Origin of the sequence: Aeromonas sp. CA23, from assembly GCF_002587065.1 — a bacterium.
In the GTDB taxonomy this organism is placed as follows: Bacteria; Pseudomonadota; Gammaproteobacteria; order Enterobacterales; family Aeromonadaceae; genus Aeromonas; species Aeromonas bestiarum.
The window spans coordinates 957,590-982,458 of record NZ_CP023818.1; the positions used below are offsets into that span (position 1 = coordinate 957,590).

A 24,869-nucleotide genomic window follows, 5' to 3' on the forward strand; every position below is an offset into this window, starting at 1 on the left:
TGATGCTCCGACCTTTCCCCCTAGCGTTTGAAGCTGTGGTCGCACGCCCTGCACCTATATTGCCGCGAAATCTGGCGATCTATGGTGCGGCCAAGCCATAACCCCAGCCCTCCTCCGGTTGCGCCCCCCAACAGGGCACCACCCAGAGCCCCGGCGACGGCACCGATGGGCACGCCTATCCCTCCCAACGCAGCCCCCATGCCGGCACCGACCTTGGCGAACGTGGCTGCGCAGGCATAACCGCCGGCGGCACCACATCCCATGGCGCAGGCCCGTCCCACCCGCTCATCCAATGCTTTATCAACCTCTTCTTTCAGACACCTCGGACATCTCATGATGTACCCCTTAGCCGACAGAATAGAATCCGCTGTTCACGCCCTGAACAAGTTTCGCTCTTATCTGCATCGGCTGCACTCGATTATGTACCGGTAATAACTCAAATTTTTACGGTTCCTGTTCGATAGCGTGACCCTCGCCTGAATCCCTTCAAAGTCTCAAACCCGATAATGGAACGTCATTTATCGCCTCAGCGAGACTCACCATCATGAAACTTCTGAATCGCTTGTCCCTAACGACCAAAACCCGTCTTCCCGTGGTGATGGTGTTGATCATCATGTCCAGCGTCGTTGCCGTCGCCTACACCAGTTTCACCGAGCAGCAGCGGGTCAATCGCACCGTTGTAGAGCAGATACTGCCGGTACAAAACTCCCTTGAAGATGCCTATCGCGATTTCTATCAGGTCATTGCCGCAGGCCAGGGGCTGATCGTGGGTGGCCTCACCACCGAAAATGTGGCGCATCAGAAAGCGGAATTTCTTGATAATGGCAACAAGGCGAGGGACAGGCTGAGTCAGGTGCAGACCCTGATCGATGCAGGCCTCCTCGGCAAGCAGTACCAGAGCAATCTTGACCTCATGTTGGCGGAGTTTGATCGCTGGCTCGCACACTATCAGGCCGTTTTTGCCGATCCCCATGAGAGCAGCCAGCTGCTCACCAATCACTTCCAGGCGTCACAGCAGCAGTTCACCAGCATCCGCCAGCAGCTCAACCTGCTCAAGGACGCCATCGAGCTATCTCAGCAGGCTCTCAGACTAGAGGTTCAGGCATCGAGCCAGCATGCGCAGCAGGTCTTGAGCATGGGCACGCTGAGCGCCATTCTGCTGGCCCTGACACTCACCTGGTCGGTCACCCGGCTCACGCTCAGGCCCCTCAACCAGATGCAGCGGGCGCTTGAGGATATAGCTCAGGGCGAGGGCGATCTCACCCGGCGCCTCACCATCACCTCGCGCGACGAGATCGGCGCCCTCGGTTCCGCCTTCAACCGCTTCATCGATCAGGTGCACAAGATCGTCAGCGACGTCAGCCAGACCGCCTGCACTGTGCAATCGGCATCACGGCAGCTGCACTCCCTGATGGAGCAGATGCTCACCAATGCCGAGGAGCAGCAGCGCCAGAGCGATCAAATTGCCGCTGCCGTGGAGGAGCAGAGTGCCACCAGCACCCTCATGGTGGAACACGCCAGCCAGACCGAACATGCCTCGACCAAAGCAGCCGGTCAGGTGCACAGCGCCACGACGGATCTGATGAATACGGTCGCGGCAATGGAAGCACTGGCACGGGACATTCACAGCTCGGAACAGGGTATCCAATGGCTGGAGCAAGATGTCGGGCACATTTCGTCAGTGCTGGATGTGATCCGCGGCATTGCCGAGCAGACCAATCTGTTGGCACTCAATGCTGCCATCGAAGCGGCACGGGCCGGGGAGCAGGGACGCGGCTTCGCCGTGGTGGCAGACGAGGTCCGCACCCTGGCCAGCAAGACCCAGCACAGCACGGGTGAAATACAACAGATGATCGAGCGGCTGCAACAGGGTAGCCAACTGGCTGTGCAGAAGATGGAAGCCAGCAGCCACAGCGGCACCCAGGCCGTCGCTCAGGCGCACCAGACCCGGGAGAGCTTGAGTCAGATGACGCAAGCGATCACCATCATCAACGAGATGAACGGCCAGATCCGGGATGCAGCCCATGAACAGAGCGGCGTCAGCACCGAGATCAACCACAATCTGAGCATCGTCGCGCGCAACGGCCGCGCCATGCTGGAGAACCTGGAGATCATTCGCCAGACCTGTGGCCAGCTGGGGGCCCAGAGCCAACAACTGGCCACCACTGTGCAGCAGTTCAAACTCTGACGGCTCAGCCGGCAGGCTTGAACTGCTCCTTGTCGAGATTGTGTTTCTTCATGCGCAGATAGAGCTTCTTGCGCGGGATCCCGAGGTAGTGGGCGGCCTCGGTCACCCGGCCGGAGAACAGGAACAGGGTATCTTCGATCACCCGCCGTTCGAACTCTTCCACCAGATCGTCCAACGGCTCCTTGGCGCTGGCCAGCGGCATGGCCCGCTCAACACCAGCCAGTTTGACAATGCCCACCGCATAGAGCTCGGCCACGTTCCTGAGCTCGCGCAGATTGCCAGGCCACTGATGCCGCTTGAGCGTTTCCAGATAGGCGCGGTCCACCGCCGGCACAGGCTGGCCAATCCGTTTGCAGCCCTGACGCAGAAAGGCGCGAAACAGGGGGATGATGTCGCAACTGCGTTCGACCAGCCGGGGCAACTTGAGCCGCACCTGAGAGAGGAAGTAGTACAGCTCCGGCATCAACTGTTGTCGCTCCACCAGCCCTTCCGGCGACTCGTCAAACAGCGCTATGGTGCGCAGGGACTTGTTCCCCTTGCGCTCCTGCTCCAGCAGATGGTTGCCCAGCCAGCGCTGGCACTCGGCCGTCAGTCTGGCGGGAGACTGCAGTACCAGGGTGCCCTGTTCGGCGAGCGCCAGACTGGCCTGTATCTCGGCCAGCGAACCTGCCGACACGCAGTCATGCAGATGGCAGGGCTGTGCTTTGCGCGCGCTGATCCTGTGCAGCAGCAGTGCTAGCGTGTGCCGGCCAGAGCCGGCAGGCCCCTCCAGCATCAGATCCTTGTCGGTCTGTGCCAGCTGGTTGATCTGGTTGCGAATGGCCACTATCTGCGGGCTGGTTCCAATCAGCTCGTCATCGACGGCCGCCTGGATCTCGCTGCGGCGCGCCAGAGTGACGCGGCGCTGATGGCAGGCTCGCTCCAGCAGGGCCAGCAAGGCATGCGGGTTGAGCGGTTTCTCCAGAAAGTCGAACGCGCCCTGTTTCACCGCCCGCACCGCCAGGGGAATATCGCCGTGACCCGTGATCATGATGACCGGGATCTCGACGTCTATCTCCTGTACCCGAGTCAGCAAATCCATGCCGTTCATGGCAGGCATGTAGATATCGGATACCACCACGCCAGGCCACTGGGCAGTGAGCTGGGTCAATGCCTCGTGGGCCGAGGTGGTAGCCTTGGGATGATAACCGGAGAGCCGCAACAGGTGGCAATAAGACTCCAACACGTCCTCATCGTCATCCACCAACAAGACGTTGGCCGGGCGGCTATGGGGTAACAACATTGACTGACCTCTCCTCGTTCATATGCTCATCGGATACTGGGCCCCCGGATGGGCAAAGTACACGGCCCCCGCCGAACTCCAGGATCACCATGGCGCCGCCTGTCAGGGCCGAGCCCAGCAAGATGCCGGCGTCACAACGGGCCAGCAGGGAGCGACTGATGGTCAACCCCAGTCCCAACCCCACCTCCTTGGAAGTAGTGAAGGGGGTAAACAATCTGGGCAGTATGGTCTCACCGAAGCCGGCACCGCTGTCGGCGATGGCAATCTTGAGCTGACTGCCATCCTGTTCCAGCAGCAACAGGCGGATCTCGCGGGTTGCCCGCCCGGCGATGGCATCCATCCCGTTCACCAGCAGATTGACCAGCACCTGCTCCACCAGCACGGGGTCGGCCTCGATCCAGAGCCCGGTGGGCAGCTCGTTCCTCAGGATGCAGCCATCCCGTCTGGCCCTCGTCTCCAGCAGCAACAGGGCCTGCTCGGCCACCTGGCCCAGCTCGAGCGGGATGCGGGTCTCTTCGGTCGGCGACTTGCGCGCAAAGTTTCGCAGCGCAGTGATGATGCGGCTCATGCGCTGGCTAAGCTTCTCAATCTTGCCAAGGTCATCGCCCAGTGTCTGGAGCTGTCCGGCATCGAGCGCGGCACGGCTGGTGTAGAGGTAGGTCATCATCGCCGACAGGGGTTGGTTGAGTTCATGGGCCAGACTGGTCATCGCCTGCCCCACCACCGCCATCTTGGCGGCCTGGATCAACTCATCCTGGGTCTGCAGCAGGTTGCGCTGGGCATGCTGACGCTGCACCACCTCTGCTGCCAGCAAATGGTTGTTCTCGGTCAGCTCCCGGGTACGCTCCTCCACTAGCTGAGCCAGATCCCTGGCGGTCAGCTCCTGACGGGTCACATCCGTGATGGTGATGATGAATCTGTGCCCCCGCCCCTGTTCAAAGCGACGCAGATTGAAATGCAGGAAACGGGGCTTGCCCTCCCGCTCGCTGGCAACCGTACATTCGCTGTAACCTAACTGGTACAACGGCTGTCCCGGCAGGAACTGGCTGGCCAGCACTGTCCTGGCCTCTTCGGGAAAAGCCTGCCACAGCGGCTGATCCGGTTTGATGGTCGTCTGCTGGAACAGGGTCAACGCACTCGGGTTGACCGACTCAATGGTGCCATCCGGATGGCAGGTGATGAGACAGGCCTGGGTATTGTTGATGAGATTCAGGGCGTTGGCCCGTTCCATCTGCTGCAGTTGCTGACAGAAATGGCGCAGGCTCTCCCCCAGCTGGCCGATCTCGTCCCGCCCGCTGGTCCTGACCGGCAGATCCATCTTGCCCGCCGCAACCCGGGCCAGATCTTGCCCCAGTACATCGAGCCGCCCAATCAGCCGACGGCCGATCAGCACCACCAGCACAAAAATGCTGAGCAAGATGGCGAGCGCGAGTACCACCAGGATCACCAGCTTGCCGGTCGCCACCATCTGGCTGCTGTTGTGTCCCAGCGTACTGAGCGAACGGTTTGCCTCGCTCACCATCAAGCTCACTCGCTGGTGATAGCGCGAGACTGCATCATCCAGCAGGGGCCGCAGAGCAGCCAGCCGCTGGTGAGTCAAGGCATCCGCCAGCAGCAGCCGGTGCAGCTGACCATCCGGCTTCACCAAGGTCACAATATCCTGCAGGATCTGGCGATAGCTGACGGTCGAGGGGTACTCCGCCAGGCGGGAGGTCAGCTCATCTATCTCGTCAATCTTGTAACCGATGAACAGAAACGCGCTTTCCAGATCCTGTTGATAACGCTGGGCAATGACCTCGTTGACCAGAGCCTGTAGCTCGTTTTCCTTGAACGTCAGATCCTGCAGGGCGGAAAACTCCTTGATGACACTGCCAAACTCGCCCATGTCATCCGAGCTGGCCACCATGCTGGTCAGATGCCACTCCACTTCCTGCAGCAGAGGGGCAACGTCGTCCACCAGATCCTGATGCAGCCAGTTACTGCGCTTTTGCAGCTGCTGCAGGGTTTCGAAGTGATCGATCTGCTGCTTCAGATAGCGGGCGTGATCAGCTACCAGGGAGCTCAATTCATCGAACGCCTGCCGCTGCGATGGTGTCTCCTGATCTCCCGGCGTTCCCAGCAGGTATGCATTCTGGATGTCCAGCAGGGTGGAGGAAACCGAAATGGAGAGCCGCTGGTACTGCACAGGATCCCGGGTGTCACGCAACTGAGCCAGCAACAGCAACAAGCGGGAACTGGCGCGTTCCAGCTGATAGGCACTGCCGATCGCGGGCAGGCTCTCCTCGACAATCAGGTTGACCTGCTGTCCCAGCCGTTCCCATACCATATAAGCAGCCATCCCCATGATCCCGGTCAGGGCCGTGATGGCCACAAAGGCGAGGATGAGCCGACGTCCCAGGCTGCTTGGCATGCGCAAGCTGCGCCCAAGCCAACTCATGGCTTGACCGCCTGCTCGACCAGCCGCTGTGCTTCGTTCAGCCGCCCCTCCGTCACCTGACGCCACTGGTGCATCACCCGCTCTGCCTGTGGATTGCCCTGCTCTCGATCGTACATGCCATCGAATAACGCCAGCAACGCTGGATCCCTCGCCTGCTGCTCGCTCAGGGGGGGCGTGCTGGCCTTGCTACGCGCCTGCTCCAGCAGTTTGATCCGCCAGGGTTCCTGCTGGGTATCCGCTCCGTTAATCCCCTGCCAGGTCATTTTCAGCCTGGGCATCTGCTGGGTAATGGTCTGTTCGAACAGAGCTTTGAGCAGGCCAGCTCGCCGGTACAGCAGCGCCTTGTCGGTCACATAACGGGTCTGCCTGGCCAGCGCCGGCTGACTCAGTGTGGCCTTGGCCATGCCGGGAGTCCCTATGATGGCCTGCCCCCTGGCTGACAACAGATATTGGATGAACAGGGCCCCATTGGCCGGATTGGCACTGCTGCGGGTCACCCCCAGATAGGTCGGCAGGATCACTGAGTCCGGCATGATGTTGAAACCGACGTGCTCAAAGCGGGACTGGCTGTTGAGGGCATAACTGTCGATCACCAGACCGGCGCCGGCCAGCCCGCGAGTAATACCGTCGCTCACCCCAAAACTGCGCGCAGTAATGGCCGACAGGTTGCTACCGAGTCGCATCAACAGGGCCCATCCCTGCTCCCAGCCATACTGCTGCAGCACGCTCTCCACCATCATGTGGGTCGTGCCAGATTGGGAGGGGGAGCTCATCATGACATGCCCCATGAAAACAGGTGAAGCCAGCTGCTGCCAAGTGGTGGGGAGGGGTAATTGATATTTGGTCAAATAGTGGCGGTTATACATGATGCCGCTGCTGGAATATCCGACGACCGCCACTTTATTGCTTAATCCCAGAGTATGCGGACTCAGCCAGTCCGGAGGAGTTGTGACGATCGACAAAGGCGCCAGTAAACCCGCCTTATCCAGTGTGTTAAAAAAAGTCGGCGACGATGACATGATAATATCAACCGGAGGCGCCTCCGCCTCCGTTAATAATCGCAAGGCTGGAATGGTGCGCCGATAAATAACCTCTACCCGGATCCCCGGATATTGTTCGGCGAAACCGTCGATCACCGCCCTGACCGGTGTCTCCGAGAAGGAGGTAAGCACAGTCAATGACGCGGCCTGAATGGTGCTGAATGGCAACATTGCCACGACCAGACAGAGGGGCAGCAGTCGGCAAAATATTGGCATAGGGTGTCTGTCGGCTCGCTATCAATGTCAGATTATGTGCTGCACATCTAATATTCAGCACATGCCATTATTTTTATTAAATGGGGGATGAGCCAGTTCTGACTCATATCACCCCGTCGGGATCGCTATTGTTATTCATTGAATATCAATAGGACAGTCTGAATATGTCACTTTTGACTCATGACATCCCTATGATTGAGTCAGTGTTGACCCATATCTGTCATTTTGCCGCCTGAAATTCTCCCTTCATATGATGGCAACCGCTATCAGAGCTTCCTCTGAAACCATGCTGCCAAATATAAACGGAGAACGACATGTTCAACTTTTTCAAGACGCGAGCAGACCTGCCGGTCATGGATGCCTCGCCCGATAAAATCCGCTCCATTTACCGCAAGTACCAGTGGCAGGTTTTCCTGGGACTGGTGCTAGGTTATGCCATGTTTTACGTGGTTAGAATGAGCCTTAACGTTGTCAAGAAACCCCTGCTGGATGCCGGCATAGTGACGCTGGAGGAGCTGGGGGTCATAGGTTCCGCCTTCCTGTTCACCTACGCCGTCGGCAAGTTCTCCAACGGCTTCCTCTCCGATTACGCCAACATAGGCCGCTTCATGTCGGTCTCGCTGGGGCTGTCATCCATCTGTACCATCCTGATGGGCATGAACACAGCGACCTTCTTCCTGGTGCTGATGTGGGGCCTGAACGGCTGGTTCCAGTCCGTCGGCTCGGCGCCCTCCTGTGTCTCCATCTTCCAGTGGTTCTCACCCAAGCAACGGGGCTCCGTCTATTCGATCTGGGGTGGCTCACGCAACATAGGGGAAGGCATCTCCTGGATCCTGACAGCCACCATCGTCAGCTACTTCGGTTGGCAGGCTGGTTTTATCGGGGCGGGTATTGCCTCTCTAATTGCGGCTCTGTGCATGTTCCTGGTACTGAAGGATCGCCCGCAGACTTATGCTCTGCCGGAACCGGCCGTCGCCTTCGGTGAGCAGGCCGAAATCGCCAAGAAAGTGGAGCCGGCCGAGATCCGCCGCGCCCAGCTGTTCATCCTCAAGCAACCCACCGTCTGGCTCATCGCCGCAGCCTGCGCCTGCATGTACATGTCCCGCTACGCCATGAGCTCCTGGGCCGTGCTCTACCTGCAGGAACAGAAGGGTTACAGCCTGATCGATGCCGGTTTCGCCATGTCAGCCTACCCCATCGCCGGTTTCGTTGGCGCCATCCTGGCAGGGGTCATCTCCGACAAGCTGTTCAACGCCAACCGCCACATCCCGACTCTGCTGTACGGTCTGGCCAACATAGCCGGCATGTGCCTGATGTTCTGGGGTCCGCAGAGCCGCATGATGGACGCGGTCGCCCTCGCCCTGATCGGTTATGCCATCGGTGGTCTGGTGGTGTTCCTGGCCGGTCTGACCGCCTGTGACCTGATGCCCAAAACGGCGGTGGGTGCAGTGAAGGGATTCATCGGCCTCTGTTCCTACATCGCCGCCTCCGGCCAGGAGCTGGTCTCCTCCGCGCTGATCAAGACCAGCGTGATCGATGGCGTAACCCACTATGACTTCAGCAGTGCCCAGTACTTCTGGCTGGGCGCTTCTGTGGTCTCCATGCTGCTCGCTCTGACGGTGTGGAACGCCAAGAAAGTCGTCAACTACTGATACATGCCCAAGAAAAGGGTGGTCTGGTGACCACCCTTTTGCATTGTTGTCGCAACCGGAGAATCCCATGCGCAAGACCAAAATCATCGCCACCCTTGGCCCGGCCAGCTGCTCCGCCACCATGGTGGAGAAGCTGATCCAGGCAGGAGCCAACGTTTTTCGGCTGAACTTTTCCCACGGCAGTCCGGCGCAGCACCTGGCACTGGCAGCGCTGATCCGCACCACGGCCGCACGCCTCGATACCCACATCGGCATTCTGGTGGATCTGCAGGGCCCCAAGATCCGGATAGCCAGCTTCGCCGCGGGCAGCATACGGCTGCAGGCGGGAGAATCCTTCGTACTCGATGCCGGGCTCGATGACCGGCAGGGCGACCAATGTCGGGTCGGGATCGACTACCCGGCACTGGTGAACGAGGTGTATGCGGGCAATATCCTGCTGTTGGACGATGGCCGCATTCAGCTCAGGGTGGAACAGATTGAGGGAACGCACATCGCGACCCGCGTGTTGGTGGGCGGCATATTGTCGAATCGCAAAGGCATCAATGTGCTGGGCGGCGGCCTCAGCGCCCCGGCGCTGACCGCCAAGGACAGGGAAGATATCCTGACCGCCCACCAGCTCGAGGCCGACTTCGTGGCCATCTCTTTCCCCCGTTGCGCCGCCGATCTCGACGAGGCCAGAGCGCTCATTCGTGCCACCGGCAGCAAGGCAGCCATCGTCGCCAAGGTCGAGCGGGCAGAGGTTGTCGCCTCGGTCGAGGCCATGGACGAGATCATTCACGCCGCCGACATCATCATGGTGGCCCGTGGCGATCTGGGGGTGGAGATCGGGGATGCCAGACTGCCCGGCGTACAGAAGAAGTTGATCAAGCGCTGCCGTGCTCTCGGTTGCCCCGTCATCACCGCGACCCAGATGCTGGAGTCGATGATCGGCAGCCCCATGCCTACCCGGGCCGAAGTACTGGATGTGGCCAACGCGGTCATGGATGGCACGGATGCGGTGATGCTGTCGGCCGAGTCGGCGGCTGGACTCTATCCGGTAGAAGCGGTCGAAGCCATGGCTCCGCATCGCACAGGGAGCCGAACAAGAGATGGAGCCCATGCCACCACGCTGGCGCAGGGACACCAGCCAGATTGATCAGTCCGGCCACTGTATGGCGCTGGCCGCCATGACCTCCGCCTTCAGCCAAGACAGCGCCTGCGGCATTGCCGTGCTGACCCGCCAGGGAGATGCGGTCATCGCCATATCCCGGGGCGGTCTCAACAATCCGATCTGGGCACTGTCAGACAACCGCCAGCTGCTCAATCAAATGGCGATCTTGCGCGGCGTCAGGCCGATCCACTATCGGGATAGCGACCCCCAGCACCATCACAGCCAGCTGATAGACACATTGCGACGGGCCGATCAGCTGAAGGGGGTCCACTCCCTGCTGATCAGTCGCCTCGACTCGCTCGAGGGGTCTGGTCATGAGGATGTCTGTCGCCTGGTGCCATTGCCCGTTACAATACCCCAGCCAGAACGCCCGATAAATGCCGCTCATTCACACTGAGGGGAACCACTCGTCTATCTCAAAAGCCTCACCAGATGAGGCTTTTCAGGTTCAGCTGGTCCAGCACGCTCGTTTCATTCTTCCACTCGAAGCTCTGGTTGGCACCGCCGTAGCAATCCGCCAGCCGCAGCGGGGTGCCGGGTTTGTGACGGCGCCCGGCGACGTCCAGGCATAGCTCGACCTTGCGGTTGAACAGGCGATCCGCCTGCCACTGCCATTGACGACTCTCGTCCTGGCACTCCGTCATGGCGAGCTCACTCCCCCCCTTGGCCACCAGACAGCGCTGCTGGAGCTGCAAGGCACCGGCATCCCAGCTGAACTGCTGACGGGCCGTCTGGTCGCAAGGCTGGGTGATCAGCTGATCCTGGGCATTCAATGCCACGCAGAAACCACCGCTGGTCACCAGGGTGGAGGGGGTATCAGCGGCCTGCCTGGGCGCTGCGCCCATCAGGATCTCATCCGGCTTGGGCTTGAACGAGCAGCCGCTGAGGGCCACGACAACAAGCGCCAGCGTGCTGACGCGAACGATATTAGGGTGCATATGACATGTTGGCCTGAAATGTGTTCAATGATGCCCACTTGCTGTGGGTCTGTGGCCCAGCATACCCGAAGCCGCGGCGAGAAAGTGCCAACAGAAGTGTAAACAGACGTGACAAGGTGTGACGACAGGAGAGATGGCAAACACCAGAAAGCGAAAAACCCCGCCGAAGCGAGGTTTTTCTGAATATGGTCGGTGATAAAGGATTCGAACCTTTGACCCTCTGGTCCCAAACCAGATGCGCTACCGGGCTGCGCTAATCACCGAGACAATTTTCTTTACTAAGTACTCTAAAGCACAAAGACGACCACTTGCGATCATCCTCGTCATACAGCAAGTATGGTGCGAAGAGAGGGACTCGAACCCTCACACCCGGGGGGCACTAACACCTGAAGCTAGCGCGTCTACCAATTCCGCCACCTTCGCATACCTGACAAGCTGTAAAATGGGGTGGCTGATGGGGCTCGAACCCACGACAACCGGAATCACAATCCGGGACTCTACCAACTGAGCTACAGCCACCACAGCTGTTTTCGTTCCACAACAACGCCCGTTTAACTGGCGCACGTTTGATGGTGCGCCCGACAGGATTCGAACCTGTGACCTCTGCCTCCGGAGGGCAGCGCTCTATCCAGCTGAGCTACGGGCGCTACGCTGTCGAACGGGGCGCATTATTGATGATGGGAGCATGCTTGTCTACACTTTTTTGCCTGCGCTGAATCAACCGCTTGTTTTTCCATCATTTATGGCTGTTTTATGCCATTTTCCCTTCATTCAGGCTGGATCCAGTCCCCCCCGTTACTTTGTCCCCCCACTATGGTGGTCAAGCGCGCAGCAGAACTTGACTTGCCTCAAGGTCACCCTAAAATGAATGAACGTTCATTCAGCCGTTGTGATAATCGAGTCATGAACAAGAAAGAACGCATTTTCAATGCGGCGCATGAAGTACTCGGCGAGCAGGGTTTCCACGGGCTATCCATTGCCGTGGTGGCCAAGAAAGCCAAAGTCGCGGCGGGCACCATCTATCGCTACTTCAGCGACAAAGATGATCTGATCCGCCAGCTCTATCAGCACACCATACTCCAGTGTCATCCCCTGGTCATGGAAGGGGTGCAGATAGAGGAGGTGTCGTTTCAGCAATTTCGGCGCTTGTGGCTCAACATCCACGCCATTTTTGCCGACGAGCCCAACGCGCTCAAATGCAAGTTGCAGTATGAGAGCTCTCCGCTGGGAGCCGAGCTGGAGAAAGACCCGGTCATCATGGCCGCCTGGGCACCTCTGGATCGCTTCTTCGAACGGGGACGTGAACAAGGTCTGTTTATCGATCTACCCGTCCGGGCACTGCAGGTGCTGAGCCTGGATTGCGTGGGAAGTCTGGCGTTGCAACGCCAGGTTCACCACTTTGAACTGACGCAAGAACAGCTGGAAGCCGTGATCCGGGCCAGCTGGAATGCCATTGTAAACCCCAATTTTTCCACCTCAGGAGCCTGTTCATGAAAAAGTGGATGGCCATCATGTTGCTGATAGCGCTTGCCCTGTTTGGCAGCGTCATCGGCTTCAATATGTTCAAGCAGAAGAAGATTGCAGAGTTCATGGCCAACCGGCCTGAACCCGAGTTCCCGGTGACCGCCATGGTGACCAAGGCGCAGGACTGGGTACCGACCATAGAAGCGATCGGCTTCATCGAACCGAACCAGGGGGTGACGCTGTCCACCGAACTGGCGGGCACCATCGATGCCATCACCTTCGAATCCGGCAAGCCGGTCAAGGCGGAGCAGCTGCTGCTGAGCCTGGACTCCAGCGTGGAGAAGGCCAATCTGCAAGCCTCCCTGGCCAAGCTGCCGGCGGCGCGCGCCAAGTACGAGCGCTTCCAGAACCTCTTCAAGAAGAGCTCCATCTCCAAGGATCAGCTGGATGATGCCGAAGCCAGCTACCGCTCGCTGGAGGCCGACATCGAGAGCCTGAAGGCGACCATAGCCCGCCGTGAAGTCCGCGCCCCCTTCGGCGGTGTGGTCGGCCTGCGCAATGTCTTCCTCGGCCAGTACCTGCAACCGGGTACCGACATAGTGCGGCTGGAAGACACCAGCGTGATGCGTCTGCGCTTCACCGTGCCCCAGACCGACATCTCGAAAATCACTCTGGGCCAGATCATCAAGATCAACGTGGATGCCTATCCCCAGACCCAGTTTGATGGCCACATCACCGCCATCGAGCCGGCCGTCAACTACCAGAGCGGCCTGATCCAGGTACAGGCTGACATCCCGAACAACGACGGCCAGCTCCGTTCAGGCATGTTCGCCCGCGCCAGCATCATACTGCCCACGGTAAAAGAGCAGATGGTGATCCCGCAATCGGCCATCTCCTTCACCCTGTATGGCGAAAACGTCTATGTCATCCACGAGGTGGACGGCATGAAACGGGCCAAGCAGGTCGTGGTCAAGGCGGGCGAGCGTCGCGGCAATGACGTACATGTGCTGTCCGGTATCAAGGCCGGGGACGAGATAGTGTTGTCGGGCCAGGTTCGCCTGAGCAACGACACCAAGGTGCGCGTGGTCGAAAACGATGCCCTGGCCGTTCCGGCACAAACCCCGATGCTGTAAGCGCGGAGATCTGCAATGCGATTTACTGACATATTCATAAAACGGCCTGTGCTGGCGATCTCGCTCAGCTTCCTGATCGCCCTGCTGGGCTTTCAGGCCATCTTCAAGATGCAGGTGCGGGAATACCCCGAGGTGACCAATACGGTGATCACGGTCAGCACCAGCTACTACGGTGCCAGTGCCGACCTGATCCAGGGCTTCATCACCCAGCCGCTGGAACAGGCGGTGGCGCAAGCCGACAACATCGACTTCATGACCTCCTCCAGCCAGCTGGGCAGCTCCACCGTTACGGCCTTCATGAAACTGAACACAGATCCGAACGCCGCGCTATCTGACATACTGGCCAAGGTCAACTCGGTGCGCTCCCAGTTGCCGAAAGAGGCGGAAGACCCCTCGGTCACCTCCTCCACCGGCTCCACCACGGCGGTGCTCTACCTCGGCTTCACCAGTCCGGAGCTGAACTCCAGCCAGATCACCGACTATCTGGAGCGGGTCATCAAGCCGCAGCTGTTTACCGTGGGCGGCGTGTCCAAGGTAGATCTCTACGGCGGTGTCGAGTTTGCCCTGCGGGTATGGCTGGATCCGGCCAAGATGGCGGCCTTCAACCTGACCTCAAGCGACGTGATGACTGTGCTCAACAGCAACAACTATCAGTCGGCCACCGGTCAGGCGACGGGTTACTTCACCCTGTTCAACGGCAATGCCAAGACCCAGGTCAGCAATACCGAGGAGCTCAAGCGACTGGTGGTGGCCACCCGTGACGGCAAGGTGATCCGCCTCTCCGACATCGCCAAGGTGACGCTGGAGAAGAGCCACGACATCTACCGGGCCAGTGCCAACGGCCGCGAAGCCGTGGTCATGGCGGTCAACGCGGCGCCGACCGCCAACCCCATCAACATTGCCCACGACGTGCTGGAGTTGCTGCCGAGCCTGAAGAGCAACATGCCGAGCACCATGCAGGCCAACGTGCTCTATGACTCCACCATCGCCATCAACGAGTCCATCCACGAGGTCATCAAGACCATACTGGAGGCGGCCGCCATCGTACTGGTGGTGATCACCCTGTTCCTCGGCTCGTTCCGCGCCGTCATCATCCCCATCATCACGATTCCGCTCAGCCTGATCGGCGTGGTGATGATGATGGATCTGTTCGGCTTCTCGATAAACCTGATGACACTGCTGGCCATGGTGCTGGCGATCGGTCTGGTGGTGGATGACGCCATAGTGGTGCTGGAGAACGTCGACCGACACATCAAGCAGGGGGAGGAGCCCTTCCGGGCCGCCATCATAGGGACCCGCGAGATAGCCGTGCCGGTTATCGCCATGACGGTCACCCTGGCTGCCGTGTATGCGCCGATCGCTTTGATGGGAGGCATCACCGGCTCCCTGTTCAAGGAGTTCGCGCTGACCCTGGCGGGGGCGGTATTCGTCTCCGGCATCATAGCGCTGACCCTGTCACCCATGATGTGCGCCAAGATGCTCAAGGCCAACGAGCAGCCGGGCAAATTCGAGAGCACGGTACACCACCTGCTGGATCGGATGACGGAACGCTACGACAGCATGCTGCACGCCGTGATGCAGAAGCGCATCGTGGTCGTGGTGTTCGCCGTCATCGTATTCGGCAGCCTGCCGCTGCTGTTCAAGTTCATCCCGAGCGAGCTGGCGCCGTCGGAAGACAAGGGCGTCATGGCGGTGCTGGGTACGGCGCCCTCCAACGCCAACCTGGACTACATCGAAAACACCATGGCGGACGTGAACAAGATCCTGGATGAGCAGCCGGAAATCGCCTACTCCCAGGTCTTCTCCGGGGTATTCAACGCCAATCAGGCGTTTGGTATCGCCTCCATGGTGCCATGGAGCCAGCGTGAAGCGAGCCAGAAAGAGGTGCTGGATCGGGTCGCCGGACTGGTGAAGGACATCCCAGGGATGGCTATCACCACCTTCCAGTTCCCTGAACTGCCGGGTGCATCGAGCGGCTTGCCGATCCAGTTCGTCATCACCACCCCGAACAGCTTCGAGAGCCTGTTCCTGATCGCCAGCGAGATGCTGACGGCCACCCAGGCCAATGGCCAGTTCGTCTATTCGGATCTCGATCTGAACTACGACTCCGCCACCATGAAGATCAAGATCGACAAGGACAAGGCGGGTGCCTACGGCATCACCATGCAGGACATAGGCATCACCATGGGCACCATGATGGCGGACGGTTACGTCAACCGCATCGACCTGGATGGCCGCTCCTACGAGGTGATCCCCCAGGTCGAGCGCAAGTACCGCATGAACCCGGAATCCATGAAGGGTTACTACGTGCGTGCGGCCGACGGCAAATCCATCCCGCTGGGCAGCCTGATCAACATCGAAGTCGTGGGTGAGCCCCGTGCCCTGCCCCACTTCAACCAGCTGAACTCCGCCACCATAGGCGCCGTACCGGCACCGGGTGTGGCCATGGGGGACGCGATCAACTGGTTCAAGACCACAGCCGAAGAGAAGCTGCCGCAAGGCTATCGCTACGACTTCATGGGTGAGGCTCGCCAGTTCGTGACCGAAGGCAACGCCCTCTATGCCACCTTCGCGCTGGCGCTGGCCATCATCTTCCTGGTGCTGGCCATCCAGTTCGAATCGGTACGTGACCCCCTGGTGATCATGGTGTCGGTCCCGCTCGCCATCAGTGGTGCCTTGATTGCACTGGCGTGGGGCATGGCCACCATGAACATCTACTCCCAGGTGGGCCTGATCACGCTCGTCGGCTTGATTACCAAGCACGGGATCCTGATCTGCGAGGTGGCGAAGGAGGAGCAGCTGCTGCACGGTCTGAACCGGACCCAGGCGGTGATGCAGGCGGCCAAGGTGCGGCTGCGCCCCATCCTGATGACCACGGCGGCCATGATCGCGGGTCTGATCCCGCTGCTGTACGCGGCCGGTGCCGGTGCAGCCCAGCGCTTCAGCATAGGCATAGTGATAGTGGCCGGTCTGGCGATCGGTACCATCTTCACCCTGTTCGTGCTGCCGGTGATTTACACCTACCTGGCCTCCGAGCACAAACCCTTGCCCGTGTTTGATGAATCCATCCCGCCCAAGGCGAAAGGGAGTCATTGATCACCGATTTGAATGCAAAAGGCCCCGATTCGGGGCCTTTTTTTATCCCGCTAACGAAACACGACATAAGTGCATGAAGCAGTTAAACTAAATGGCAATATATCCAGACCGCAAGGACGCCATGTCAGGACTCTTCTCCAAGACCGCGAGGGCCGTCGGCCGTAACGGGCTCTCATACCGCCTGCTCTCCTACATTCTGGTGTGCAGTACCGTATTGGCGATGATCATTACGGTGTTGCAGCTTGCCTGGGATTACCGCAAGGATGTCGCCGTCATCGAGGACAGCATCGGCCAGATCGAGGCCTCCTTCCTGCAACCCATCGCCGCCAGCCTGTGGAACCTGGATGAGGAGCAGGTCAAGGTACAGATAGAAGGCATCATGAACCTGCCCAACATGCAGTTCGTGATGGTCAAGGAGATGCTCGGCAACTCGGAAGTGCCGCTGCTGACCCAAGGGGTGGAGCGTGAAAGCTACGACATCTCCCGCGAGTTCAATCTCACCTATCAGGGTGAAGTGGTCGGCAAGCTGTTCGTCGCCGCCTCCCTCGAACAGATCTATCAGCGCCTGATTGAAAAATCCGTGCTCATCATGGTCAGCCAGACCATCAAGACGCTGGTGGTCTCGTTCTGCATCCTGATCATCATTTACTATCTGGTGGTCCGTCACCTCAACCGCATCGCCAACTATGCCCAGAAATTCAATCTGGATAGGCTGGCCATAGAGCTGACGCTGGAGGGGCGCCCCCTGCCCCGCAAGAAACCCGATGAGCTGGATACCCTGGTCGCCACCCTCAACCAGATGCGAACACGGCTGAACGACGAATTTGCGGCGCGCCATCAGGCGGCGGAACAGCTGCAACAGGAGCGGGACTTCTCCGCCACCCTGATCAACTCGGCCAACATGCTCATCTGCTGCATGGAACCCAATCTCACCATCGCCAGCATCAACCCGGCCGCCATACTGCTGACCGGCTACCACCAGCAGGAGATCTTGCAGCACAGCTGGCTGGATCTGTTCGTCAGCAAGGAACAGCGTGAAGAGCTGGCGCTGATCCTGGCCGATCACGGTTCCATCGAGGACAAAGAGGTCATCATGCATGACCAGCAGGGCCATGAACTGGTGCTGCAGTGGACCTTTGCCCCCTTCTACGAGGGCATCAACCTCAAGTATCTGATCGGGTTCGGCTATGACATCACCCGCCTCAAGAAGGTGGAGCGGGAGATCATCTCCCTCAACGAACAGCTGGAAGGCAAGGTGGTGGAGCGAACCCGCAGCCTGAGCGACGCCAACGATCAGCTGGGCAAGGCCTACGACGACCTGAAACAGGCGCAGCAGACTCTGGTGGAATCGGAGAAGATGGCCTCCCTCGGCTCGCTGGTGGCCGGCGTGGCGCACGAGATCAACACCCCCATCGGCATCAGCGTGACCGCCTCCTCCTATCTGCAGGAACGGGTGGCCGACTTCAAGCTGCACATCGACTCCAAGCAGCTATCGCGATCCTATCTCAACGAATTCACCGTCAACCTCGACGAGTCCATGCAACTACTGCAGGGCAACCTGAGACGCGCCTCGGAGCTGATTGCCAGCTTCAAGCAGGTGGCGGTCGATCAGTCGTCCGAGGCACGTTACAACTTCAGCCTCGCCGACAACCTGCATCAGGTGGTGGTCTCCCTCGGCCACAAGCTGAAGAAGGCCCAGTGCGAGGTGGATATCCAGTGCGATCCCAAGCTGTCGATCTTCTCCTTCCCCGGCAGCTTCACCCAGATCTATTCCAACCTGATCCTCAACTCCATCAACCATGGCTTCGACAACTGGGACAAGCCGAAGAAGATCACCATCAAGGTGGAGCAGCTGGGTGAGGAGCTGATGATCGACTACAGCGACAACGGCCGCGGTATCCCGCCCGAGATACTGCCGCGCATCTTCGACCCCTTCGTCACCTCCAAGCGGGGCCAGGGCGGCAGCGGACTCGGCACCCACATCATCTACAACCTGGTGGTGCAACTGCTGCGTGGCCGTATCAACTGCGTCAGCGAGCCGGGCAACGGCGCCCAGTTCCATATTCGCCTGCCGATCCAACATAACTGAGCGCTGGCTCTTGTGAGCCAGCCGCTTTATCCCCATCATGCTGTGATTGCATTCTTAATGAGCGGAGAACCTCGCAATGGCACAGCATTTTGACTATATCGCCATCGGTGGCGGCAGCGGCGGCATCGCCTCGGCCAACCGGGCTGCCATGTACGGCAAGAAAGTCGCCCTGATTGAAGCCAAAGAGTTGGGTGGAACCTGCGTCAACGTCGGCTGCGTGCCGAAGAAGGCCATGTGGTATGCGGGCCAGATCGCCGATGCCCTGAAATATGGCGCCGACTACGGCTTCGATACCACACTCAACCACTTCAGCTGGGCCAAGCTGGTCGAGTCCCGCCAGGCCTATATAGGCCGCATCCACCAGTCCTATCAGAACGTGCTGGGCAAGAACCAGATCACCGTCGTCAAAGGATTCGCCCGCTTCGTCAATAGCAACACGATCGAGGTCAATGGCGAGCAATACACCGCCGATCATATCCTGATCGCCACCGGTGGCCGTCCCGAAGTACCTGCCATTCCGGGCGCCGAGCTGGGTATAGATTCGGATGGTTTCTTCGATCTGCAGAGCCAGCCCAAGCGGGTTGCCGTGGTCGGAGCCGGCTACATAGCCGTGGAGATTGCCGGCGTGATGCAGGCGCTTGGCTCCGAGACCCATCTGGTGGTGCGCAAGCACGCACCGCTGCGCAACTTCGACCCCATGATCCACGAAACGCTGGTTGAGATCATGACGCAGGAAGGGCCCAAACTGCACACCCACGCCATCCCCAAGGCTGTGCTCAAGAACGCCGATGACAGCCTGACTCTGCAACTGGAAGATGGTCGCCACCTGACCGTCGATTGCCTGATCTGGGCCATAGGCCGCGTACCGGCTACCAACAACCTCAACCTGGCCGCAGCAGGTATCGAGCTGGACGAGAAGGGCTTCATTCCGACCGACAAGTTCCAGAACACCACTGTTGCCAACCTCTATGCTGTTGGTGACAACACGGGCCGCATCCAGCTCACCCCGGTGGCCGTCGCGGCGGGCCGTCGCCTCTCGGAGCGGCTGTTCAACAACAAGCCGAACGAGCACCTCAACTACGATCTGGTGCCGACCGTGGTGTTCAGCCACCCGCCCATCGGCACCATAGGACTGACCGAACCGGAAGCCATCGCCGAGTATGGCGAGCGCCAGGTGAAGGTCTACCGCAGCCAGTTCACCGCCATGTATTCGGCCCTGACCCAGCATCGCCAGCCAACCCGCATGAAGCTGGTGTGCGTCGGGCCGGAAGAAAAAGTGGTCGGCCTGCACGGCATCGGCTTTGCCATGGACGAGATACTGCAGGGCTTCGGCGTCGCCATGAAGATGGGGGCCACCAAGGCCGACTTCGACAACTGCGTAGCCATCCATCCCACCAGCGCGGAAGAGTTCGTGACGATGCGCTAAGCCTCTCGCCCTTTTCCTATCAACCCGGTCCAGGCCGGGTTTTTCATATCTGTCCTTCTCCAGCCCGACAAACCTGCGCTTTTTACGCCGATTTTACGCCCGCCCCATGCTGCTTTATGGCGCCTTTACGCCTGTTTTACATACCCTTTCAGTGTCAACTACACCAACGGAGTCGATGCTGTTTTACATCGACTCTTGCAGCTAATTATTTCAATGGAGTCGATATGAATTGGCTATATCTGCTGCTGGTCCTTGCCCTTATGGGTTATCTGTTGCGCGCGTTAACGCGCAGCCACGAGTGAGGGATCTGATATGTGGCAAGAAGTGATCTATCCGGTAGCCTTTGTGCTGCTGGTCCTGCTGCCAGCCCCCCTGCTTGGCAGCTATATATATCGGGTGTTTGAAGGCAAGAGCCGCTGGCTGTCGCCGATCGAGCGCGCCACCCTGGCCTGCTGCGGCACGGACGGACGGGAGCAAGATTGGAAGTCCTACGCCCTAAGCCTGCTGGCCTTCAACGGTGCCGGTTTCGGTCTGCTGTTCCTGATCCTGATGGCACAAGGCCTGCTTCCCCTCAACCCGCAGCAATTGCCAGGGCTGAGCTGGGAACTGGCCTTCAACACAGCGGTCAGCTTCATGACCAATACCAACTGGCAAGCCTATTCCGGTGAGGCCAGCCTCTCCTACTTCAGCCAGATGGTGGGGCTTACCACCCAGAACTTCGTCTCCGCCGGTACTGGTGCAGCCGTTGCCGTCGCCCTGTTTCGTGGTATCTCCCGCCAGCAGACCATTCATCTAGGCAACTTCTGGCAAGACCTGGTGCGCTTCTGCCTCTATGTGCTGCTGCCACTGGCGCTGATCATGGCGCTGCTGCTGGTGTGGCAAGGTGTGCCCCAGAGTCTGTCTGCCTATCTGCCGTTCCACAGTCTGGAAGGTCAGGAGCAACTGCTGCCGCTCGGCCCAGCAGCTTCTCAAATCGCCATCAAGCAGCTCGGTTCCAACGGTGGTGGCTTCTTCGGTGTCAACTCGGCGCATCCGTTCGAGAACCCGACAGCCCTCTCCAACTGGCTGGAGATGGTCACCCTGCTGACCATTCCCGCCGCGCTGGTCTGCACCCTGGGTCGCTATGTGAAGGACACGGGCCACGGCCGTGCCATCCTTACCGCCATGGCCTTGCTGTTCGTGCTAGGGCTCTGCCTCTCCCTCCCCCAGGAGATGAAACTGGATCCCAATCTGGCCGATATCACCAGCCAGGCGGGCAACTGGGAAGGCAAGGAGAGCCGCTTCGGCCCCGTGCTTTCCAGTATTTGGGAAGTTGCTACCACTGCTGCCTCCAACGGTGCAGTCAACGCCATGCATGACAGTTTCACCCCGCTCGGCGGCATGGTCGGCATGATCAACATGCTGCTTGGCGAGGTCATTTTCGGCGGCGTGGGCTCGGGTATCTACGGCATGATGCTGTTCGTACTGCTGACCGTGTTCCTCTGCGGCTTGATGGTGGGACGCACTCCGACCTATCTGGGCAAGCGCCTCGGTATCACGGAGATGAAATGGGTTGTCGCCAGCATGCTGGTAATGCCGGTCGGGGTATTGGTGTTAGGCGGGGTCACTCTGCTGATGCCGGATGCCAGCACCATCATAGGTCATGAAGGCCCCCACGGGTTGTCACGGCTGATCTATGCCTACGCCTCGGCTGCCGGCAACAACGGTTCAGCCTTTGGGGGCTTTGCTGCAGCAGATAGCTGGCAGTGCATCGCCATCGGCCTGGCTATGCTGCTCGGTCGCTTCGGTTACATCATACCTGTGCTTGCCATCGCAGGTCAGCTCGCCCGCGCACCGCGCCAAGAGACGGGTGAGGGTGACTTCCCGATCCGCGGCCCGCTGTTCATTACCTTGCTGATTATCACAGTGTTGCTGATAGGTGGGCTCTCCTTCCTGCCGGTACTGGCACTGGGCCCGGTAGCCGAGCATCTGAGCCTGATGCAGGGAGCGTTCTGATGAACGACGCCAGCGCGATCACATCACAGATGCCAATGGTCAACTATTTGATACTGGGAGCTTTTCAATGAGCAAGTCCATATCCATCACAACCCATGCCGACAAGGTGAAGGGTAAAAAGCAACGCTCGCAAATCGTGCAGGCCATGGCCGAAGCGCTTTACCGCTTCAATCCCAAGGCACTGTTTGGCAGTCCTATTCTGTTCACGCTCTGGCTGGCTGCCGTCATGGCAACCGTGGAGTCCCTCCTGGGGCAGCCCTTGTCTGGGGTCGCCCCCAGTCTGGCGTGGCAGCTGACCGCCTGGCTCTGGTTAACCCTCTGGTTTGCCAACTTCGCCGAGACCCTGGCCGAAGGTCGTGGCAAGGCGAGAGCCGACAGTCTGAAGGCGGGCATGAGCCAGCTCAAGGCTCGTCGGGTGACCGATGCCAAAGATGGTCAGGGCGAATGGGTGCCTGCCACCAGCCTGCTGAAAGGCGATCTGGTGCTGGTACGCAGCGGCGAGATGATCCCGGCCGATGGTGAAGTGGTCGCCGGTATCGCCTCGGTCAACGAAGCCGCCATCACGGGGGAATCTGCCCCCGTCATCCGCGAATCCGGCACCGACCGCAGTGGCGTGACTGGCAACACCACAGTGGTCTCTGACGAGATCTGGGTACGCGTCAGCAACAATCCGGGTGAAAGCACGCTGGATCGGATGATAGCCTTGGTCGAAGGAGCCAAGCGTCAGAAGACCCCGAACGAGATGGCGCTCGACGCCCTGCTGGTGGGTCTGACCCTGATCTTCCTGCTGGTGGTGGCGACCCTACCCTGGTTCCTCAACTACAACGGCACCCAGGTACCCAGGCTCTATCTGATCGCCCTCTTCATCACCCTGATACCGACCACCATAGGTGGTCTGCTCTCCGCCATCGGGATCGCCGGTATGGACCGGCTGGTGAAGCTGAACGTGATAGCCAAATCAGGCCGTGCCGTGGAGGCCGCCGGTGACGTGCGCACCCTGTTGCTGGACAAGACAGGCACCATCACCTTCGGTAACCGCATGGCCGACGAGCTGATCCCGGCACCAGGGGTGGATCCCTCCCTGCTTGCCCAGGCGGCCATGCTGGCCTCCCTTGGCGACAATACGCCGGAGGGCAAGTCCATCCTGACCCTGGCGGGCAAGAGCATGGCCAAGCCGAGCCAGCTCGAGAGCGACAAGCTGATCCCCTTCAGTGCCGAGACCCGCCTGAGCGGTCTGGATCGCAACGGTCACCAATATCGCAAAGGGGCTGTGGATGCGGTGCTCAACTACCTCTCTCTCGACCGCAAGGCAGTGCCAGAGGTAATCCTCAAGTCGGTGGATCACATAGCTCGCCAGGGCGGCACGCCGCTGTTGGTTTGCACCCACGAGAAGCTGCTGGGGGTTGTGTTCCTCAAGGACATCATCAAGCCAGGCATCAAGGCCCGCTTCCAGATCCTGCGTCACATGGGGATCCGCACCGTGATGATCACCGGTGACAACCCGCTGACCGCCGCCGCCATCGCTGCCGAAGCCGGGGTGGATGACTTTATCGCAGAAGCAACGCCGGAGAAGAAGCTGGCTTATATTCGCCAGGAGCAGGCGGACGGACGTCTGGTCGCCATGTGTGGTGACGGTGCCAACGATGCGCCCGCGCTGGCTCAGGCTGATGTGGGTCTGGCCATGAATGAGGGCTCTCAGGCAGCCAAGGAGGCGGGCAACCTGGTGGATCTGGACTCCAACCCCACCAAGCTGCTGGACGTGGTACTGGTCGGCAAGCAGTTGCTGGTGACCCGGGGAGCATTGACCACCTTCTCCATCGCCAACGACGTGGCCAAGTACTTTGCCATACTGCCGGCCCTGTTCATCGCCGCCTATCCGCAACTGGGTGCGCTGAACCTGATGCAGCTGGGTAGCCCCGAAAGCGCCATCTTGTCGGCCATCATCTTCAACGCCTTGATCATAGTGGCGCTGGTACCGCTGGCCCTGCGCGGTGTCAGTCTGAAGGGAACGGCTGCCAGCCTGCTGCGCCGCAACCTGATGATCTACGGTGTCGGTGGTCTGCTGGTGCCCTTTATCGGCATCAAGCTGATCGACCTGGTTATCACAGGCCTGGGTCTGGTGTAACGACATAGCGGGATGCAAGCCGGGCTTGCATCCCATCAACCTGTTTGGAGCAAGAAAATCATGATCGCAATCAGAACCCTGCTGACCCTGACCCTGTTGCTGGGCGTCGGCTATCCCCTGGCAGTGACAGGTGTGGCCCAGTTGCTGTTTCCCTGGCAGGCCAATGGCAGCCAGTTGACCAACAAGAAGCAAGAGTTTGTCGGTAGCGCCCTGCTGGCGCAGAAATTCGAGCGGGCTGAGTACTTTCATTCCCGTCCTTCCGCCAGTGACTTCGCCACCATTGGCAGCGGCGCCAGCAACCTGGGCGTCAGCTCACCATTGCGTAGCGAGTTCGCCAAGGCACAGGGTGATGTCCAGTCTCCCGCCATGCTGACCCGCTCCGCCTCGGGCCTCGACCCCCATTTGCCGGTGGATGCCGTGCTGGCTCAGGTGAACAGAGTGGCCAAGCAGCGAGGGCTGGATCCCGCCTTGCTGACGGAGCAGGTCAAGTCAGCGACACAAGCTGGTATCCTTGGCCCGCAAGTGGTCAATATCCTTCAGCTGAATCTATTGCTCGATCAGGGCAAGGATGCCTGATGGAGGCAAAGTCCGGCACATACGGGCTGGCGATGACCCACATTTTCGAACTGAGCCAGCGG

At 59.7% G+C, this 24,869-nt stretch carries 17 protein-coding genes and 4 tRNA genes; 12 read left to right on the forward strand and 9 right to left on the reverse strand.

The genetic code is table 11. From position 1 onward, the window contains the following. Positions 1-20: 20 nt before the first annotated feature. Entirely contained in the window at positions 21-335 is a 315-nt protein-coding gene (locus CK910_RS04495) for a hypothetical protein (RefSeq protein ID WP_080741158.1), read from the reverse strand. A 278-nt stretch (positions 336-613) separates the two neighbouring features. Here CK910_RS04495 and CK910_RS04500 point away from each other — a divergent pair, with 278 nt between their 5' ends. Further along, positions 614-2,188: a methyl-accepting chemotaxis protein gene (locus tag CK910_RS04500; protein ID WP_172955236.1), complete on the forward strand. Its 1,575-nt coding sequence runs from the start codon at positions 614-616 to the stop codon at positions 2,186-2,188. 4 nt (positions 2,189-2,192) lie between these two features. Here the strand turns inward: CK910_RS04500 and CK910_RS04505 are convergent, their stop codons facing one another. From CK910_RS04505 to CK910_RS04515, 3 genes are read right to left on the reverse strand one after another with little or no spacing between them, the layout of a single operon-like run. Continuing rightward, the gene (locus CK910_RS04505; RefSeq protein ID WP_098981170.1) at positions 2,193-3,470 is read right to left on the reverse strand and encodes a sigma-54-dependent transcriptional regulator; all 1,278 of its coding nucleotides are present in this window, start codon (positions 3,468-3,470) and stop codon (positions 2,193-2,195) included. Then, positions 3,454-5,907, reverse strand: coding sequence for an ATP-binding protein (locus CK910_RS04510; protein ID WP_098981173.1), 2,454 nt, complete (start codon positions 5,905-5,907; stop codon positions 3,454-3,456). The genes CK910_RS04505 and CK910_RS04510 overlap by 17 nt, the downstream gene beginning before the upstream one ends. After that, positions 5,904-7,163 (reverse strand): ABC transporter substrate-binding protein, encoded by a 1,260-nt coding sequence (locus CK910_RS04515; protein WP_367582004.1) that lies wholly within the window; start codon positions 7,161-7,163, stop codon positions 5,904-5,906. The genes CK910_RS04510 and CK910_RS04515 overlap by 4 nt, the downstream gene beginning before the upstream one ends. A gap of 314 nt (positions 7,164-7,477) precedes the next feature. Here CK910_RS04515 and CK910_RS04520 point away from each other — a divergent pair, with 314 nt between their 5' ends. From CK910_RS04520 to CK910_RS24150, 3 genes are all read left to right on the forward strand, one after another. Next, a complete protein-coding gene (locus CK910_RS04520) occupies positions 7,478-8,815 on the forward strand; it encodes an MFS transporter (RefSeq protein WP_098981175.1) in 1,338 nt (445 codons plus the stop codon). Positions 8,816-8,882: 67 nt separating this feature from the next. Further along, positions 8,883-9,950: a pyruvate kinase gene (gene pyk, locus CK910_RS04525; RefSeq protein WP_216640174.1), complete on the forward strand. Its 1,068-nt coding sequence runs from the start codon at positions 8,883-8,885 to the stop codon at positions 9,948-9,950. Beyond that, on the forward strand, positions 9,913-10,362 hold the full coding sequence (locus tag CK910_RS24150; protein WP_216640175.1) for a pyruvate kinase alpha/beta domain-containing protein: 450 nt from the start codon (positions 9,913-9,915) through the stop codon (positions 10,360-10,362). Before pyk ends, CK910_RS24150 begins: the two co-directional genes overlap by 38 nt. 28 nt (positions 10,363-10,390) lie before the next feature. Here the strand turns inward: CK910_RS24150 and CK910_RS04530 are convergent, their stop codons facing one another. From CK910_RS04530 to CK910_RS04550, 5 genes are all read right to left on the reverse strand, one after another. Beyond that, positions 10,391-10,903 carry an RICIN domain-containing protein gene (locus CK910_RS04530; protein WP_098981177.1) on the reverse strand — a complete coding sequence of 171 codons (513 nt, stop codon included), beginning with the start codon at positions 10,901-10,903 and terminating at the stop codon, positions 10,391-10,393. Between the two features lie 186 nt (positions 10,904-11,089). After that, a tRNA-Pro gene (locus tag CK910_RS04535) sits at positions 11,090-11,166 on the reverse strand. Positions 11,167-11,240: 74 nt separating this feature from the next. After that, a tRNA-Leu gene (locus tag CK910_RS04540) sits at positions 11,241-11,326 on the reverse strand. Between the two features lie 20 nt (positions 11,327-11,346). Continuing rightward, a tRNA-His gene (locus CK910_RS04545) sits at positions 11,347-11,422 on the reverse strand. Between the two features lie 51 nt (positions 11,423-11,473). Continuing rightward, positions 11,474-11,550: transfer RNA gene (locus tag CK910_RS04550), tRNA-Arg, on the reverse strand. A gap of 256 nt (positions 11,551-11,806) precedes the next feature. On the opposite strand from CK910_RS04550, the gene CK910_RS04555 reads away from it, so the two are divergent. From CK910_RS04555 to CK910_RS04595, 8 genes are all read left to right on the forward strand, one after another. Further along, positions 11,807-12,397: a TetR/AcrR family transcriptional regulator gene (locus CK910_RS04555; RefSeq protein WP_172955237.1), complete on the forward strand. Its 591-nt coding sequence runs from the start codon at positions 11,807-11,809 to the stop codon at positions 12,395-12,397. Next, on the forward strand, positions 12,394-13,500 hold the full coding sequence (locus tag CK910_RS04560; RefSeq protein ID WP_098981179.1) for an efflux RND transporter periplasmic adaptor subunit: 1,107 nt from the start codon (positions 12,394-12,396) through the stop codon (positions 13,498-13,500). The genes CK910_RS04555 and CK910_RS04560 overlap by 4 nt, the downstream gene beginning before the upstream one ends. A gap of 15 nt (positions 13,501-13,515) precedes the next feature. Continuing rightward, positions 13,516-16,596, forward strand: a complete 3,081-nt coding sequence (locus CK910_RS04565) for a multidrug efflux RND transporter permease subunit (RefSeq protein ID WP_098981181.1) — start codon at positions 13,516-13,518, stop codon at positions 16,594-16,596. A 121-nt stretch (positions 16,597-16,717) separates the two neighbouring features. Further along, positions 16,718-18,685 (forward strand): ATP-binding protein, encoded by a 1,968-nt coding sequence (locus CK910_RS04570; protein WP_172955238.1) that lies wholly within the window; start codon positions 16,718-16,720, stop codon positions 18,683-18,685. A gap of 76 nt (positions 18,686-18,761) precedes the next feature. Further along, on the forward strand, positions 18,762-20,111 hold the full coding sequence (gene gorA / locus CK910_RS04575) for a glutathione-disulfide reductase (protein WP_098981186.1): 1,350 nt from the start codon (positions 18,762-18,764) through the stop codon (positions 20,109-20,111). A 312-nt stretch (positions 20,112-20,423) separates the two neighbouring features. Further along, positions 20,424-22,106, forward strand: a complete 1,683-nt coding sequence (gene kdpA / locus CK910_RS04585; RefSeq protein WP_042873551.1) for a potassium-transporting ATPase subunit KdpA — start codon at positions 20,424-20,426, stop codon at positions 22,104-22,106. 67 nt (positions 22,107-22,173) lie between these two features. Further along, positions 22,174-24,231 carry a potassium-transporting ATPase subunit KdpB gene (gene kdpB, locus CK910_RS04590; protein ID WP_098981189.1) on the forward strand — a complete coding sequence of 686 codons (2,058 nt, stop codon included), beginning with the start codon at positions 22,174-22,176 and terminating at the stop codon, positions 24,229-24,231. 60 nt (positions 24,232-24,291) lie between these two features. Beyond that, entirely contained in the window at positions 24,292-24,807 is a 516-nt protein-coding gene (locus CK910_RS04595) for a potassium-transporting ATPase subunit C (RefSeq protein WP_096119789.1), read from the forward strand. Positions 24,808-24,869 lie beyond the last annotated feature (62 nt).

Coding starts and splice junctions, on each gene's coding strand:
- CK910_RS04495 (WP_080741158.1), bottom strand. CDS start 335: ATGAGATGTCCGAGGTGTCTGAAAGAAGAGGTTGATAAAGCATTGGAT.
- CK910_RS04500 (WP_172955236.1), top strand. CDS start 614: ATGTCCAGCGTCGTTGCCGTCGCCTACACCAGTTTCACCGAGCAGCAG.
- CK910_RS04505 (WP_098981170.1), bottom strand. CDS start 3,470: ATGTTGTTACCCCATAGCCGCCCGGCCAACGTCTTGTTGGTGGATGAC.
- CK910_RS04510 (WP_098981173.1), bottom strand. CDS start 5,907: ATGAGTTGGCTTGGGCGCAGCTTGCGCATGCCAAGCAGCCTGGGACGT.
- CK910_RS04515 (WP_367582004.1), bottom strand. CDS start 7,163: ATGCCAATATTTTGCCGACTGCTGCCCCTCTGTCTGGTCGTGGCAATG.
- CK910_RS04520 (WP_098981175.1), top strand. CDS start 7,478: ATGTTCAACTTTTTCAAGACGCGAGCAGACCTGCCGGTCATGGATGCC.
- pyk (WP_216640174.1), top strand. CDS start 8,883: ATGCGCAAGACCAAAATCATCGCCACCCTTGGCCCGGCCAGCTGCTCC.
- CK910_RS24150 (WP_216640175.1), top strand. CDS start 9,913: ATGCCACCACGCTGGCGCAGGGACACCAGCCAGATTGATCAGTCCGGC.
- CK910_RS04530 (WP_098981177.1), bottom strand. CDS start 10,903: ATGCACCCTAATATCGTTCGCGTCAGCACGCTGGCGCTTGTTGTCGTG.
- CK910_RS04555 (WP_172955237.1), top strand. CDS start 11,807: ATGAACAAGAAAGAACGCATTTTCAATGCGGCGCATGAAGTACTCGGC.
- CK910_RS04560 (WP_098981179.1), top strand. CDS start 12,394: ATGAAAAAGTGGATGGCCATCATGTTGCTGATAGCGCTTGCCCTGTTT.
- CK910_RS04565 (WP_098981181.1), top strand. CDS start 13,516: ATGCGATTTACTGACATATTCATAAAACGGCCTGTGCTGGCGATCTCG.
- CK910_RS04570 (WP_172955238.1), top strand. CDS start 16,718: ATGTCAGGACTCTTCTCCAAGACCGCGAGGGCCGTCGGCCGTAACGGG.
- gorA (WP_098981186.1), top strand. CDS start 18,762: ATGGCACAGCATTTTGACTATATCGCCATCGGTGGCGGCAGCGGCGGC.
- kdpA (WP_042873551.1), top strand. CDS start 20,424: ATGTGGCAAGAAGTGATCTATCCGGTAGCCTTTGTGCTGCTGGTCCTG.
- kdpB (WP_098981189.1), top strand. CDS start 22,174: ATGAGCAAGTCCATATCCATCACAACCCATGCCGACAAGGTGAAGGGT.
- CK910_RS04595 (WP_096119789.1), top strand. CDS start 24,292: ATGATCGCAATCAGAACCCTGCTGACCCTGACCCTGTTGCTGGGCGTC.